Raw genomic sequence first — 14,712 nt, 5'->3', positions numbered from 1 at the left:
TAAAACCTACTTATTAATCATACATCATAAAATCAAACTAAATGATTACAAATTTTTTAAATTTTGAATGGAAACAATTTTTCCGTTCATCATATTGGCAAAAAAATATTGCGCTAAATATTTTATTGGCTTTTTTGGCTATTTATTTTATACTTATGTTTTTAGCATTAGGTGTAAGTATTTATCCTTTATTAAAAAAGCAGTTTCCAGAATCGGACCCATTATTATTGGTTAATGGTGCCTTGTTTTATTGGTTCTTAGGAGATTTAATAATGCGTTTCTTTTTGCAAAAATTACCAGTAATGAATATAAAACCATTGCTTGTTTTACCAATAAAACGAAGTAAGATATTAAATTATGTGTTAGGAAAATCAGCGACTTCATTCTTTAATTTTTTGCCACTTTTTGCAATCATTCCGTTTGGAGTTATATTAATTATTGAGGGTTATCCTGAAACAACTGCAATAGTTTGGATATTGTTAATGTATATATTCACATTAACAATTAACTTTTTAAACTTTATAATTGAAGCAAAATCGGCTGAAACAGAATTGTCTTTCTTACCGCTTATTGTTTTAGCATCTGTATTATTTGGTTTAAATTATTTTGAACTAATTGAATTTACAAGTTTACTTGCCAAAGGAATAAATGCCATTACCGAAAATGCAATTTTATTGTTAATTCCTATAGCTGTTTTAACAGTTTTATATTATATAAATTATATGCTGTTAAAAACAAAACTATATGTTGACGGATCTTTAAAGGCTAAAGCCGATGTTGCTGTAACAACGGATATGGCTTGGACACGTAGATTTGGAGATATTGCACCTTTTTTACAATTAGATTTAAAATTATTATGGAGAAACAAGCGCCCTCGTTCTTCTATTTTTATTTTGGTAATTGGTTTGTTATATGGCTTGTTTTTTTACCCAAATCCAATTTATAAAGAATGGGTTCCAATGTTTGTGTTTGTTGGAGTATTTGTAACAGGAATTTTTATGATCAACTTCGGACAGTTTATTCCAGCTTGGGACAGTGGCTATTATAAACTGTTAATGAGCCAAAACATAAAATATAAACAGTATTTAAATTCTAAATTTTCGTTAATGTTAATTAGTGCCATAATTATGTTTGTACTAAGTATTCCGTACGTGTATTTTGGATGGAAAATATTAGTTATTCATTTTGCAGCAATGGTTTATAATATTGGCATTAATTCACATATATTGCTGTTGGGAGGTTCCTTTAATCGAAAAAAAATAGATTTAACACAACGTGCAGCATTTAATTATCAAGGTACCGGAGCAGTACAATGGTTAATAGGTTTTCCTTTGTTGTTAATACCAATTCTATTATTTTATGTTCCTTATAAATTTGTAAATTTTGAAGCAGGCATCGCAACGCTAATTATTTTAGGAATTATAGGAATTGTATTTCATCAAAAAATAATGGATTTTATTACAAAAAAATACATCAATTCAAAATATAAAATGATAAGTGCTTTTGATCAAGATAATTAAATCACTTAAAAATTACTCAAATAAACAATTCAACAGTTAAACATAAAGTTACAATGATAAAAGCAACTCAACTTTCAAAAAAATATAGCGGAAATATAGTATTAGATATTGAAGAACTTGAAATTTTAAAAGGACAAACCTTTGGTTTGGTAGGAAATAATGGAGCTGGAAAAACAACTTTTTTTAATTTATTATTAGATTTAATAAAGCCAACAACAGGGCACGTTTTAAATAATGAAATACAGGTAAATGTTAGTGAAGATTGGAAACCCTATACAGCAGCTTTTATAGATGAAAGTTTTTTAATTGGGTATTTAACTCCTGAAGAATATTTTTATTTTATTGGAGAGCTTCGAGGTTTAAACAAAGCCGATGTTGACACCTTTTTAGCTCAGTTTAATGAAATTTTTAATGAAGAAATTTTAGGTGGAAAAAAGTATTTAAGAGATTTATCTAAAGGAAATCAGAAAAAAGCAGGAATTGTAGCTGCTTTAATTGGAAATCCAGAAGTAATAATTTTAGACGAACCTTTTGCAAATTTAGACCCAACCACACAAATTAGACTTAAAAAATTATTAAAAGATTTAACAGTAAATAGCAATGCAACCGTGTTAATTTCGAGTCACGATTTAGGCCATGTTACAGAAGTTTGTGAGCGTATTGTTGTGCTGAATAAAGGTATTGTTGTAAAAGACATTAAAACTTCAGCAGCAACTTTAAAAGAGTTAGAAGCTTATTTTTCGGTGTAATTAAATAAAATACATTGTTTTTTGTATTTTTACACTCCTTTAACAATAATAAACAAGGTATTAAGTTAAAGGAAATGTAAAACAGAACTCTTTTGAATAACACTCATAAAATATTTGTTAGCATAATTGTAATGCTTATTATTGTTGGTTGCTCAACAAAAAAAGATGCGTTTCTAAATAGAAATTTTCATGCTGTTAACACAAAATATAACATTCTGTTTAATGGGCATGAAGCGCTAAGAATTGGTTTAGAGCAATTAAATGCCAACTACGAAGATAATTTTTGGGAACGTTTACCAATTGAGCCTCTTAAGGTTGATAAATTGGCAATGCCAGGATTAGCATCAGACATTGATAGTTCACCAAAAGAATTTGAAAGAGCTGAAGAAAAAGCGGTAAAAGCTATTCAAAAACACTCTATGCTTATTGCCCGTCAAGAACGAAATAAACAAATAGATGATGCATATCTATTATTGGGTAAATCGAGGTATTATTCTAAAAGATTTGTGCCAGCTTTAGAGGCGTTTACCTATGTAATTAATAATTATCCAAGAGCTAATTTAATAAACGAAACAAAAATTTGGCACGCAAAAACCCAAATTAGATTAAGAAACGAAGAACAAGCAATTATAAACTTAAAAAGGCTGCTAAAGGACGACTCTTTAAAACAGAAAATTTTTGAAGATGCACATACGGCTCTGGCAATGGCTTATATGAGTTTAGATAGTTTAGATAATGCGTTATACCATTTAAATAAAGGGGTGTTAATAACCAACAAAAATAAAGTTATTGCAAAAGCAATGATTACTAAAAATAAAAAAAATGTAATCAAGCCGGTCTTATCAACTAAAAATGAAGAACAAATAGCTAGAAACTTATATATTATTGGTCAAATTTATAAAGAAAAAGGTTTGATAGATTCCTCAAACATTGCTTTTACCAATATTATAAAATTTAATAAAGCACCTAGAAAATATAGTGTTAGAGCACAAATTGAAAAAGCAAAAAACTTCATTTCAAAAGAAGATGCATCTTCTGCAATAGCCGCACTTCAAAAAATTACAAAAAATAGTTATAATAAACCTTATTTAGATGAGATTTATTATCAATTGGGAGTTATTGAAAATGCGAACAATTCTGAAGAGGCAATTTGGTATTTTAAAAAATCTTTAGAGGCTAGTGCAATGCCAAATTTCCAAAAAGAATTGTCTTATGAAGCAGCTGGAAATTATTATTTTGATAAAGCCAAGTTCGCAGTTGCAGGAGCTTATTATGATAGTATTTTAGGTATAACTTTATCGGAAAGTTCTAAAAGAATTAGAAGCTTAGCAAGAAAACGTAGTAACTTAAACGATGTTATTTTATATGAAAACATCGCAAAAGTTAACGACAGTATTTTAACTATTTCTGCTATGACTTTAGATGAACAAACTGCTTTTTTTACTTCATATATTGAAAAATTAAAAGCTGAAGATGAAAAACAACAAAAGGTATCTTCTACCGGAAGCGGATTTTTTAATAGTTTGGGTTTGGGCAATAAAGAAGACGAGAGCACTGGGAAATGGTATTTTTACAATACGCAAACGTTAAGTTTTGGAGAGCAAGAATTTAGACGAATTTGGGGAAACCGTCCACTCGAAGAAAACTGGAGATTGAGTGATAAAACTCAACTAAATTTTCAAGGAAATAATTCAAATCAGTTACACGATATTACAAAAATTGATGCTTCCAAAAAGTACGAACTTAATTATTATTTAGAAAGAATTCCTTCAGAAGTATCTAAAATAGACAGTTTAAAGCAAGAGAGAAATAATGCCTATTATAAATTAGGTGTTATATACAAAGAACAATTTAACGAATTTGATTTGGCAATTGATAAACTAGAAAGTGTATTGTTGTTTAATCCAGATCAAAAGATTGAAATTCCAGCAAAATATCATCTATATAAAATGTATGAAGTTCAAAATAATTCTAGAGCAACTATTTTAAAAGAAGATATCACTTCTAATTATCCAGAAACGATTTATGCTAAAATTATTTTAGATCCGAATTCTGTGTTGCAAGACAAAGGTAGTTCGCCAGAAAGTGAATATGCATTGGTTTTTTACGACTATAAAGACAATAAGTTCGATGCAGTTTTAGAACAAGCAAACTTAGCAATAACAAAATACGAAGGCCATGAAATTGTCCCAAAATTTGAATTGTTAAAGGCTTATACAATCGGTAAAACAGCAGGAATTAAGGCTTTCGAAATTGCTTTAAACGTTGTAGCTACAAATTACCCAAATACAGAAGAAGGAAAAAAAGCATTAGAAGTCTTAAAAACTATAAAATCAAAAATATAATAAACCCCAAAATTCATTCATCATGTTTTCAGAAAAAAAAGAAAAGCAACCACAAGTTTTAGAACGTAATATAATTGGAAAAAATACTGTAATAGTTGGAGATGTAATTTCAGAAGGAGACTTTAGAATAGATGGTAAAGTTGAAGGAACTATTAAAACCCAAGGAAGAGTTGTTATTGGAGTTTCTGGAACTGTAAGCGGTAAGGTAGAGTGCAGTAACGCTGATATTGAAGGTAAATTTGCAGGAGAATTAATAGTGCATAGTGTTTTATCTTTAAAAGCAACAGCAAAAATTTCTGGAGATGTAATTATTGGAAAATTATCTGTAGAACCTGGAGCAGAATTTAATGCAACTTGCGCTATGAAAGGTGCTGTTAAGGAACTAAAAAATGGACAATCAAAAAAAGAAAAAACAGCTTAATAAATATCTGCAATTAACGGGTGTAGCAATTCAAATGGGAATTACCATTTATTTAGGTGTCTATTTTGGAAAGTGGCTAGATTCTTATTTTGAAACCAATAGTAAAATTTATACTATTATATTAACATTACTTTCTTTAGTTGCAGCAATTTGGAGCGTTTTGGCACAGTTAAAAAACATAAATGACAAATACGACTAACCCAATACTTATTTTTTTCTTAAAATTACTTGTTTTATTAACTGTTGTTTTTGGAATTCATATAGTTGTTTTAAACTATTTAAATACACCTCTTTTTAATAATTTAATTATAGCTTCTTACAGTATAAACTTTATACTTGCAATTATTATTTTTGTTGCTTTGTATAAGCTCAGAAAAAAATATTTAGACTTACTCGGTTTTATTTTTATGGGAGGAAGTATGTTAAAGTTTGCTGTTTTTTTTCTTTTTTTCTTTCCAGCTTTTAAGCAAAATGGAAGCATAAATGGGTTCGAATCGGCATCGTTCTTAGTGCCTTATGTAACGTGTCTATTACTAGAAACAATTTATGTATCCAAACTATTGAATAACAAACTGTAAATAGGTTTAAATAGTCCTATTTATATATAGAAAAACATCCAAAAAATATTTTTTGGTTTCTAATATAAAACCGTACATTTGCAAAATATTTTTAGAGAACACTATTAATAAAGTGATATGCACAGAATTAACTTGATAAAAATACTTACGTTACTACTCTTGGCGGTAACAATTTCAGCAAATGCACAACATGATGCTTCTAAAGAAGCTCATGGGGAATCATCTCATAAGGAGAAAGATATTAAAACTGAGATTAAAGAATATATAGCACATCACTTGTTAGATTCTTACGATTTTTCATTGTTTTCTTATACTACAGATGCTGGAAAAAAGAAGTATTTTGGAGCCCCATTACCAGTAATTTTATGGGATAATGGTTTAAAAGTTTTTTCTTCTTCAAAATTTAATCACGGAAAAACATTAGCCGAAGTTGATGGTAACTATTATAAGTTGTATCACAACAAAATATATAAAACAGATACTGAAGGAACTATAAATTACGATGAGGAACACCACGCAACAAACGTGAAACCGTTAGACTTCTCTATCACTAAAAATGTAGTTTTTATTCTTTTTGTAGCAATTTTAATGTTCTTTGTGTTTACCAGAATGGCAAAATCTTATAAAGGTAACTTAATGCCAAAAGGTGTAGGGCGTTTATTAGAACCAGTTGTATTGTACATTAGAGATGATATTGCAATTCCAAATATTGGTAAAAAACATTACAGAAAATATATGAGTTACTTGTTAACTGTATTTTTCTTTGTATGGATTATTAACTTACTAGGCTTAACCCCTCTGGGAGTTAACGTAACAAATAATATTGCGGTTACTTTTGCTTTGGCATTAATAACGTATTTACTAACAACATTTACAGGTAACAAAAATTACTGGAAGCATATTTTTTGGATGCCAGGTGTGCCTTGGCCAATGAAAATAATTTTAGCTCCAATTGAGTTGTTAGGAACTTTTATTAAACCATTTTCATTAATGATTCGTTTGTATGCAAACATTACAGCTGGTCATATTGTATTAATGAGTATTATTGGTTTAATGTTTATTTTTAAAAGCTGGATTGGTAGTCCGTTATCATTTGGATTGGCATTTATTTTAGCTTTATTAGAATTATTAGTAGCAACGCTACAAGCATATATTTTCACTATGTTATCTGCATTGTACTTTGGTATGGCAGTAGAAGAGCATGATGATCATTAAAATTGAATGTTTAATTAATTAATATATATAATATGGAAGGTCTAAATTACATTGGAGCTGGTTTAATTGTTATCGGTGCTGGAATTGGTATTGGTAGAATTGGAGGACAAGCAATGGAAGCTATTGCACGTCAACCAGAAGCTTCAGGAAAAATTCAAACTGCTATGCTAATTGCAGCAGCTTTGATTGAAGGTATTGGATTTGCTGCTTTATTTGCAGCTTAAAAAAACAAACAAATAGCTACAACGGTTGGTTGTAGCTATTGTTTAACTATTAATTAAAAAATAACAACCTATATAATATGGACAAACTTATAGAACAGTTTTCACTGGGATTATTTTTCTGGATGTTAATTTTGTTTGTTATCCTAGTATTTTTCTTAAATAAATTTGCTTGGAAACCTATTTTAAATTCAGTTAATGAAAGAGAAGATGGCATAAAAAATGCTCTAGAAGAAGCTGAAAATGCACGTAAAGAAATGCAAAACCTAAATGCAGATAATGAGCGAATTTTAAAAGAAGCACGTGCACAACGTGACACACTTTTAAAAGAAGCACGTGAAATGAAAGAAGGTATTATTTCTGAAGCTAAAAATGAAGCGCAAGCACAAGCTAGTAAAATAGTGGAACAAGCTCAAGAAACTATTCAAGCGGAAAAGCAGGCAGCAATTACAGATTTAAAAAATCAAGTTGCGGAATTATCAGTGGGTATTGCAGAAAAAGTTGTTAGAGGTGAGTTGGCAGACAAAAACAAGCAAATTAAACTTGTTGAAGAGCTATTAAAAGAAGTAACTATTAGCTAAATTATTAAAATGAGCGGATCTAGAGCAGCAGTGCGGTATGCAAAAGCAATATTAAGTTTTGCACTTGAACAATCTAAGGAGGTTGAAGTGAACAACGATATGTTGGTGGTTGTTACTACAATTGAAGAAAGTAAAGAATTACAGTTAGTTTTAAATAGTCCAGTTTTAAAATCTGATTTAAAAAAGGCAGCTTTAAAAGAAGTCTTTTCTTCAAAAGTATCTGGTTTAACTATAGGATTAATCGATCTCTTAGTTGAAAATAAAAGATTAGCAATTTTAACGGATGTAGCAAAAAAATACACAATTATTTTTGATGAGTTAAAAGGAATTGAAGTTGCAAAAGTAACTACAGCTGTTCCATTAACTGATGCATTAAATACACAAGTGCTTGCCAAAGTAAAAGAAATTACGGGCAAAGAAGCAACTATAGAAAATATTGTAAATCCTGATATTATTGGTGGATTTATACTGCGTATTGGCGATGTTCAATACGATGCAAGTATTTCAAATAAATTACAAGTATTAAAAAGACAATTTGAAAACTAGTTTTTTCAAATTTATAAATAAAAGATTTTAGTTTTAAAAAATATATAAAATGGCATCAATAAAACCAGCTGAAGTATCAGCGATTTTAAAACAACAATTAGCAGGATTTGAAGCATCGGCTTCATTAGACGAAGTAGGAACAGTATTACAAGTAGGTGATGGTATTGCACGTGTGTACGGTTTAGCAAATGTTCAATATGGTGAGCTAGTTGAGTTTCAAGATGGATTAGAAGGAATTGTACTAAACTTGGAAGAAGACAATGTAGGTGTTGTTTTATTAGGTCATTCTAAAGCAGTTAAGGAAGGTTCTACCGTAAAACGTACTGAAAGAATTGCTTCGTTAAAAGTAGGTGAAGGAATTGTTGGACGTGTTGTGAATACATTAGGTTTTCCAATTGATGGTAAAGGTGCTATTCAAGGTGAAACTTTTGAAATGCCACTAGAGCGTAAAGCTCCAGGTGTTATTTTTCGTGAGCCAGTAACCGAACCATTGCAAACAGGTATTAAAGCAGTTGATGCTATGATTCCAATTGGTAGAGGTCAACGTGAACTTATTATTGGTGACCGTCAGACTGGTAAATCTACAGTTGCTATTGATACTATTATCAATCAAAAAGAATTTTACGATGCTGGTGTACCAGTATATTGTATATATGTTGCAATTGGTCAAAAGGCATCTACAGTTGCTAATATTGCAAATTTATTAGAAGAAAAAGGCGCAATGGCATATACAACAATAGTTGCTGCTAACGCATCGGATCCTGCTGCAATGCAAGTATATGCTCCAATGGGAGGTGCTGCAATTGGAGAATATTTTAGAGATACAGGTCGTCCAGCTTTAATTGTTTATGATGATTTATCTAAACAAGCAGTTGCATACCGTGAGATTTCTTTGTTATTGCGTCGTCCACCAGGACGTGAGGCGTATCCAGGTGACGTTTTCTACTTACACTCAAGATTATTAGAACGTGCTGCAAAAGTTATTAACGATGATACTATTGCTGCACAAATGAATGATGTTCCAGATGCTTTACAAGGAAAAGTGAAGGGTGGAGGTTCACTTACAGCTTTACCAATTATTGAAACACAAGCAGGTGACGTTTCGGCATATATTCCAACAAATGTAATTTCAATTACTGATGGACAAATTTTCTTAGATGGAGATTTATTTAATTCAGGTGTTCGTCCAGCAATTAACGTAGGTATTTCTGTATCTCGTGTTGGTGGTAATGCACAAATTAAATCTATGAAAAAAGTTGCGGGTACTTTAAAATTAGATCAAGCACAATTCCGTGAATTAGAAGCGTTCGCTAAGTTTGGTTCAGATTTAGATGCAGCTACAATGAATGTAATTTCAAAAGGACAACGTAACGTTGAGATTTTAAAACAAAATCAAGCAGATCCTTTTAAAGTTGAAGATCAAATTGCAATTATTTATGCAGGATCTAAAAACTTGTTAAGAGCCGTTCCTATTGATAAAATTAAAGAATTTGAAAGCGATTATATTCAATATTTAAACGCTAAGCATAGAGATGCGTTAGATACTTTAAAAGCTGGTAAATTAACTGATGAGGTTATCGATACTTTAACAAGTGCGGCAAAAGAAGTTTCAGCAAAATACGCATAAAACATAAATTGTCATTCCCGTGAAATCGAAGATTCACGAATTCATTAATTTAAAATGTGATTAAATGAGTAAAGCGGGAATCTCATAATTTGAAGTTCATTTAAAAAGATTTCGCATTAAGTGCGGAATGACAAATAAAATTAGAATGGCAAACTTAAAAGAAATACGTAACAGAATTACATCCATTGGTTCAACAATGCAAATTACCAGTGCCATGAAAATGGTATCGGCTGCAAAGTTGAAAAAAGCACAAGATGCAATTACGCAAATGCGTCCTTATGCCGAAAAACTTACGGAACTTTTACAAAACTTAAGCGCAACGTTAGAAGGTGAAGTTGGTGGTGTTTATTCTGAACAAAGAGAAATTTCAAAAGTATTATTAGTTGTAGTGACTTCCAATAGAGGTTTATGTGGTGGTTTTAATTCGTCTGTAATTAAAGGGGTTACTAAACATATTGAAAATTCTTATGCAGGGAAACATGTAGATTTGTTAACCATTGGTAAAAAAGGAAATGATCTTTTAGTAAAAAATTATACAGTTGTTCAAAACAATAATGAAATTTTTGATGAGTTAACCTTTGATAATGTTGCTGTTATTGCGGATACGATAATGCATTTGTTTGCTGAAGGAAATTATGACAAAGTTGAATTGGTTTATAACCGATTTAAAAACGCTGCTACTCAAATTACTACTATAGAGCAATTTTTACCAATAGCACCAGCAGAAGATACGGTAACCTCAAATGCAGATTACATATTTGAGCCATCAAAAGCTGAAATTGTGTTAGAATTGATTCCGAAATCATTAAAAACACAATTATACAAAGCAATTAGAGATTCTTTTGCATCGGAACATGGTGCTCGTATGACAGCGATGCATAAAGCAACAGATAACGCAACAGAATTACGTGACGATTTATTATTAACATATAATAAAGCACGTCAAGCAGCTATCACCAACGAAATCTTAGAAATTGTTGGAGGAGCTGAAGCTTTGAATAATTAGGCGAAATGTTAATGTAGCCAAATTTTATAAAATTGCTGAAGCTTTGAATAATTAGGCGAAATGTTAATGTAGCCAAATTTTATAAAATTGCTGAAGCTTTGAATAATGAGGCGAAATGTTAATGTAGCCAAATTTTATAAAATTGCTGAAGCTTTGAATAATTAGGCGAAATGTTAATGTAGCCAAATTCTCAAAATTGTTGAAGCTTTGAATAATTAAGAAACCTTAGTTTAGTAATATATTTATAAGGCTGTTTAAAAAGTAAAACTTTTTAAACAGCCTTATTTTTTTGTAATTTGGTATGTGTTTTGTTATATAATTCTAAATACTAGTAAAATGAACAAAATAATATACCTATTTATTTCCGGAATACTTGTTTTAGCATTTTCTTGCTGTAGTGCTTCAAAATCTAGTATTAAACTAGAACAAAATCCTCCATTTAAAATTACTAATGCGTTCTATAATACTTGGGTTGGCGGGCAGCCAGGAGTAAAAGGATATTCAGTTCAATTTGAAATTGATAATTCCAATATTGTGTTAGATTCTATATATTTTAGAAATATGTCTGCAAAATTACAGAAAGATATTTCAACCCTTAAAAATGTTTATATAGGTACTTTTATTTTACCAAATAGAATGAAAGATTATATTTTACACAGTGATCCTAAAAAAGAATTTAGAAATGAACTTCCAGATATTTCAAAAAAAATACCTTTTCAATTAAACCTTAACGAGGCAGTAATCTCATATATTGTTGAAAATTCAACAGCATATTATAAAGTTACGAATGTTGTGGAACTAAAAACAACAGGAAAACTCTAATTTTTTATTCAAGTTAATGGTCAGTTTATAAGACGTTTATAAAATTAAAAATGCACAGATAATTTTTTGGCATAGAATTTGAAATTCTTTAGTATAACCTAAAAACAAAAGATTATGAAAACTTTAAAATTACTTTTTGCAACCCTTATTTTAGGAGTATCATTTTCTTCTTGTAGTGTTATAATAGATGATGACGATTATTACGAAACGTTAGAAGGTGTTATTACAAATTACGATTTGTGGTATATAGATTATAATAAAACAACAGGAACTGGAGATGTGGCTTTTTTATCTAAAGCATTTACTATTTCATTTAGAAATGGAAGAATATTTGCTAATAATAATCTGGTAGGTATAGGCACAACTGGAAATGGATATGGAATTCAAATTGGAAATTACGATACTTATAATGGTTTTTTAGAAGTTGATCATCAATTAGATGGATATTATGATTTTGATGTTATTCAAATATCAAGTGATAGAATTAAATTAAAAGACAATTATAACAACGTAACTTATTATTTAGAAGGATATCAAAAAGATAGTTTTGATTACGACCAAATATTTTATGATAACATAGAATATTTTTTACAAGAGTACAATGCTTGGGCAAAAACCTATACAAGTGAAAGTGGAGCTTTAAATGAATTTGATTATGAAAACTTTTTAGCTTTTACACCTGAAAATTTAACAACATTTTATTCTTCACAGGACGAAGTTGGCACAAATATTGCTAATATATTTTGGGATTATGTAGGAGGCTATGTAGTATATGACGTTCAAGGATACGACAATTTAAAAATTTTAACATTAAATTATGATTCGTACGGTACTGAAGAGTTTGAGCTAAGCGTTATTAATGATGGAAAGATTAGTTTGTATCACATAGATTCTGGAACAACATATGAGTTTAACGGAAGAGGTTACATTCAATATTTAAAAAATAGTTCTGCAAAAAACACGAAAGAAAGTGTAAGTAATGACGGTAGAAAACGAACTAAAATACAAAGAGAGACAAAAATTAGAAGAAATTTAAAATAAAGTTTGGTTAGTTGATTTTTGGTTGGTTATCTTAAAGTAACCAACTAACTAAACCGCTCCTTCTTGGAGCGGTTTTTTTGTATCTTTATATTTCTAAAACTTTTTTTAAAATGAAATCTAAAACAGCATTTATAACAGGAGCAACTTCTGGAATTGGAAAAGCAACAGCAGAAATTTTTGCGAAAAATAAAATAAACTTAATTCTATGTGGAAGAAGGAGCGAACGTCTTTTAGAATTAAAAAATATACTTGGTAAACTAACCAATGTTACCACTCTGCAATTTGATGTTAGTAATAAGGAAGCCGTAGTTAAGGCAATAGATTCTTTACCTTCTGCATTTAAAAAAATTGATATTTTAATTAATAATGCTGGAAATGCGCATGGATTAAGTAGTATTCAAGATGGAAGTATAGAGGATTGGGACGCTATGTTAGATATTAATGTAAAAGGATTACTCTATGTTTCAAAAGCAATTATGCCACAAATGGTAAAGAGAAATAATGGTTTTATTGTAAATATAGGTTCCATTGCAGGGAAAGAAGTGTATCCAAACGGAAATGTGTATTGTGCTTCTAAATACGCCGTAAATGCATTAAATAAGGCAATGCGAATAGATTTAAATAAACATAATATTAGAGTTGCTGCTATTCATCCAGGAGCGGTTGAAACAGAATTTTCTGAAGTTCGTTTTAAAGGTGATACCGAAAAAGCTAAAAATGTATACGCAGGTTACAAAGCGCTGCAAGCAATGGATATTGCAGAGATTATTTATTTTGTTGTAACTAGACCAGCCCATGTAAATATCGAAGATTTAATTGTTTATCCAACTGCACAAGCGAGTGCCACAATTTTAAATAAAGAATAACTAAAGTAGAATGATTAATAAGCGGTTATTAATAAAAAATTTATTGGCTCATAACGATGAAAATAGCTTTTATGATAAAAAGCAAAAAATTTCGTTAGATACTAAAGAAGGAAAAGCCAAGTTTTTAAAGCACGTTTGTGCATTGTCTAATTCAAATCCGGAAAATAATTCGTACATCGTAATTGGTGTTGAAGATCAATTAAATAAAATAGAAGGTGTGGATTTTTTTGATGATAGTAAAATTCAAAATTTAATTAATTCTTATTTAGAAAATCCCCCAAAAATACAATATGAAAACATTCCTTTTCCTAGTCTGCCGCGCTATAAAGTTATTGGCTTAGTTACCATACATCCTATTAATAAAGTAACCTATTTAAAAAAACATATATGGAAATATGTAAGAGGTCGTATTTTTTATAGAAGAGGCAGTAACTCTATGTCTACCTTAGGTAAGTTTGAATTAAAAAGCACAAATAAAGAAGTTGTAGAATCCATAGAAAAAAATGCAAGCAACAATATTGAACTAACATTAGATGGTGTTTTCGATTTTTTTGAACGACATAAAGAAGCATATAATCCAACATATAAAGTTTTTAACGAACAGTCTGTACTCTGTTGGGCTGGAGAAAAAAAAGTTGTTGGCGACAAAGTTTTTTATTCTAGAGTTGATATTGAATTGATAAATGAGCAAGTTCGTTTATTTTATTCTGCTTTAGATGAAGTTAAAATAGAATACAATAAACAATCTTTTATTATTACAGAATATGTTTTTTTAAGAATTAATGATGAGTTTGATTTTTATCCACTAGAAAAGACAGTAATTTATTTTAAAGAAAATGGTAAACATGATATAGTTACAGAATTATTATTTAAACCACCACAATTTAATAAGAAAGAGTTATATCAAATATTTAACAATTGCAATACAGTTTTAAGTAATTTAAAAAAGAAACTTCCTTTAAATGCTCAACAAAAGAATGATTTAATAGAACTACCAACTAATTATATGATTTGTGCGTTAAATGAAATTCCGAAAGCGTACTCAAAATTAAAAGAATCTAAGACTTACTTAAAAAAATTAGAAGATAAAACCAGTTATATAAGATACAAAGAAGCTATAAGAGTATTAAGAAAAGTGAATTTTTCAGCAAATTAAATAATACTCTTTAAAATG

Annotated in this window: 16 protein-coding genes; all 16 read left to right on the top strand. The window is 29.6% G+C overall.

The features are described from left to right. Window positions 1–41 precede the first annotated feature (41 nt). Window positions 42–1,520: a DUF5687 family protein gene (locus IEW75_RS00645; RefSeq protein WP_134248112.1), complete on the top strand. Its 1,479-nt coding sequence runs from the start codon at window positions 42–44 to the stop codon at window positions 1,518–1,520. A 53-nt stretch (window positions 1,521–1,573) separates the two neighbouring features. Beyond that, the gene (locus tag IEW75_RS00640; RefSeq protein ID WP_134248111.1) at window positions 1,574–2,269 is read left to right on the top strand and encodes an ABC transporter ATP-binding protein; all 696 of its coding nucleotides are present in this window, start codon (window positions 1,574–1,576) and stop codon (window positions 2,267–2,269) included. 92 nt (window positions 2,270–2,361) lie between these two features. Beyond that, entirely contained in the window at window positions 2,362–4,614 is a 2,253-nt protein-coding gene (porW, locus tag IEW75_RS00635; protein WP_134248110.1) for a type IX secretion system periplasmic lipoprotein PorW/SprE, read from the top strand. Between the two features lie 22 nt (window positions 4,615–4,636). Next, complete coding sequence (locus IEW75_RS00630; RefSeq protein WP_134248109.1) at window positions 4,637–5,035, top strand: bactofilin family protein; 399 nt, start codon at window positions 4,637–4,639, stop codon at window positions 5,033–5,035. Continuing rightward, on the top strand, window positions 5,004–5,234 hold the full coding sequence (locus tag IEW75_RS00625; protein WP_134248108.1) for an AtpZ/AtpI family protein: 231 nt from the start codon (window positions 5,004–5,006) through the stop codon (window positions 5,232–5,234). The genes IEW75_RS00630 and IEW75_RS00625 overlap by 32 nt, the downstream gene beginning before the upstream one ends. Next, entirely contained in the window at window positions 5,218–5,613 is a 396-nt protein-coding gene (locus IEW75_RS00620; RefSeq protein WP_134248107.1) for a DUF6168 family protein, read from the top strand. The genes IEW75_RS00625 and IEW75_RS00620 overlap by 17 nt, the downstream gene beginning before the upstream one ends. Window positions 5,614–5,730: 117 nt before the next feature. Continuing rightward, the gene (atpB, locus tag IEW75_RS00615) at window positions 5,731–6,828 is read left to right on the top strand and encodes a F0F1 ATP synthase subunit A (RefSeq protein WP_134248106.1); all 1,098 of its coding nucleotides are present in this window, start codon (window positions 5,731–5,733) and stop codon (window positions 6,826–6,828) included. 32 nt (window positions 6,829–6,860) lie between these two features. Further along, the gene (gene atpE / locus IEW75_RS00610; protein ID WP_090223467.1) at window positions 6,861–7,052 is read left to right on the top strand and encodes an ATP synthase F0 subunit C; all 192 of its coding nucleotides are present in this window, start codon (window positions 6,861–6,863) and stop codon (window positions 7,050–7,052) included. A 77-nt stretch (window positions 7,053–7,129) separates the two neighbouring features. After that, window positions 7,130–7,630 (top strand): F0F1 ATP synthase subunit B, encoded by a 501-nt coding sequence (locus IEW75_RS00605; protein ID WP_134248105.1) that lies wholly within the window; start codon window positions 7,130–7,132, stop codon window positions 7,628–7,630. A 9-nt stretch (window positions 7,631–7,639) separates the two neighbouring features. Next, window positions 7,640–8,176 carry an ATP synthase F1 subunit delta gene (atpH, locus tag IEW75_RS00600; protein ID WP_134248104.1) on the top strand — a complete coding sequence of 179 codons (537 nt, stop codon included), beginning with the start codon at window positions 7,640–7,642 and terminating at the stop codon, window positions 8,174–8,176. Between the two features lie 49 nt (window positions 8,177–8,225). Further along, window positions 8,226–9,803: a F0F1 ATP synthase subunit alpha gene (atpA, locus tag IEW75_RS00595; RefSeq protein WP_134248103.1), complete on the top strand. Its 1,578-nt coding sequence runs from the start codon at window positions 8,226–8,228 to the stop codon at window positions 9,801–9,803. Window positions 9,804–9,948: 145 nt separating this feature from the next. Continuing rightward, window positions 9,949–10,809, top strand: a complete 861-nt coding sequence (gene atpG / locus IEW75_RS00590; RefSeq protein ID WP_134248102.1) for an ATP synthase F1 subunit gamma — start codon at window positions 9,949–9,951, stop codon at window positions 10,807–10,809. A gap of 336 nt (window positions 10,810–11,145) precedes the next feature. Further along, complete coding sequence (locus tag IEW75_RS00585) at window positions 11,146–11,631, top strand: hypothetical protein (RefSeq protein WP_134248101.1); 486 nt, start codon at window positions 11,146–11,148, stop codon at window positions 11,629–11,631. A 114-nt stretch (window positions 11,632–11,745) separates the two neighbouring features. Continuing rightward, on the top strand, window positions 11,746–12,672 hold the full coding sequence (locus IEW75_RS00580) for a hypothetical protein (protein ID WP_134248100.1): 927 nt from the start codon (window positions 11,746–11,748) through the stop codon (window positions 12,670–12,672). Window positions 12,673–12,782: 110 nt separating this feature from the next. Then, the gene (locus IEW75_RS00575; RefSeq protein ID WP_134248099.1) at window positions 12,783–13,538 is read left to right on the top strand and encodes an SDR family NAD(P)-dependent oxidoreductase; all 756 of its coding nucleotides are present in this window, start codon (window positions 12,783–12,785) and stop codon (window positions 13,536–13,538) included. 10 nt (window positions 13,539–13,548) lie between these two features. Next, window positions 13,549–14,694 (top strand): ATP-binding protein, encoded by a 1,146-nt coding sequence (locus tag IEW75_RS00570; RefSeq protein WP_134248098.1) that lies wholly within the window; start codon window positions 13,549–13,551, stop codon window positions 14,692–14,694. Window positions 14,695–14,712: the final 18 nt, after the last annotated feature.

The organism is Lutibacter litoralis, from assembly GCF_014646675.1.
GTDB classification, from domain to species: Bacteria; Bacteroidota; Bacteroidia; order Flavobacteriales; family Flavobacteriaceae; genus Lutibacter; species Lutibacter litoralis.
The sequence above is the reverse complement of the archived record's forward strand: the minus strand, read 5'-3'. Positions and strand labels throughout refer to the sequence as shown.

Excerpts from the sequence above, each read along its gene's own strand:
- atpB (WP_134248106.1), top strand. The coding sequence starts at position 5,731 with ATGCACAGAATTAACTTGATAAAAATACTTACGTTACTACTCTTGGCG.
- IEW75_RS00625 (WP_134248108.1), top strand. The coding sequence starts at position 5,004 with ATGGACAATCAAAAAAAGAAAAAACAGCTTAATAAATATCTGCAATTA.
- atpH (WP_134248104.1), top strand. The coding sequence starts at position 7,640 with ATGAGCGGATCTAGAGCAGCAGTGCGGTATGCAAAAGCAATATTAAGT.
- IEW75_RS00580 (WP_134248100.1), top strand. The coding sequence starts at position 11,746 with ATGAAAACTTTAAAATTACTTTTTGCAACCCTTATTTTAGGAGTATCA.
- IEW75_RS00630 (WP_134248109.1), top strand. The coding sequence starts at position 4,637 with ATGTTTTCAGAAAAAAAAGAAAAGCAACCACAAGTTTTAGAACGTAAT.
- IEW75_RS00620 (WP_134248107.1), top strand. The coding sequence starts at position 5,218 with ATGACAAATACGACTAACCCAATACTTATTTTTTTCTTAAAATTACTT.
- atpA (WP_134248103.1), top strand. The coding sequence starts at position 8,226 with ATGGCATCAATAAAACCAGCTGAAGTATCAGCGATTTTAAAACAACAA.
- IEW75_RS00570 (WP_134248098.1), top strand. The coding sequence starts at position 13,549 with ATGATTAATAAGCGGTTATTAATAAAAAATTTATTGGCTCATAACGAT.
- IEW75_RS00640 (WP_134248111.1), top strand. The coding sequence starts at position 1,574 with ATGATAAAAGCAACTCAACTTTCAAAAAAATATAGCGGAAATATAGTA.
- IEW75_RS00605 (WP_134248105.1), top strand. The coding sequence starts at position 7,130 with ATGGACAAACTTATAGAACAGTTTTCACTGGGATTATTTTTCTGGATG.
- IEW75_RS00645 (WP_134248112.1), top strand. The coding sequence starts at position 42 with ATGATTACAAATTTTTTAAATTTTGAATGGAAACAATTTTTCCGTTCA.
- IEW75_RS00575 (WP_134248099.1), top strand. The coding sequence starts at position 12,783 with ATGAAATCTAAAACAGCATTTATAACAGGAGCAACTTCTGGAATTGGA.
- IEW75_RS00585 (WP_134248101.1), top strand. The coding sequence starts at position 11,146 with ATGAACAAAATAATATACCTATTTATTTCCGGAATACTTGTTTTAGCA.
- atpE (WP_090223467.1), top strand. The coding sequence starts at position 6,861 with ATGGAAGGTCTAAATTACATTGGAGCTGGTTTAATTGTTATCGGTGCT.
- atpG (WP_134248102.1), top strand. The coding sequence starts at position 9,949 with ATGGCAAACTTAAAAGAAATACGTAACAGAATTACATCCATTGGTTCA.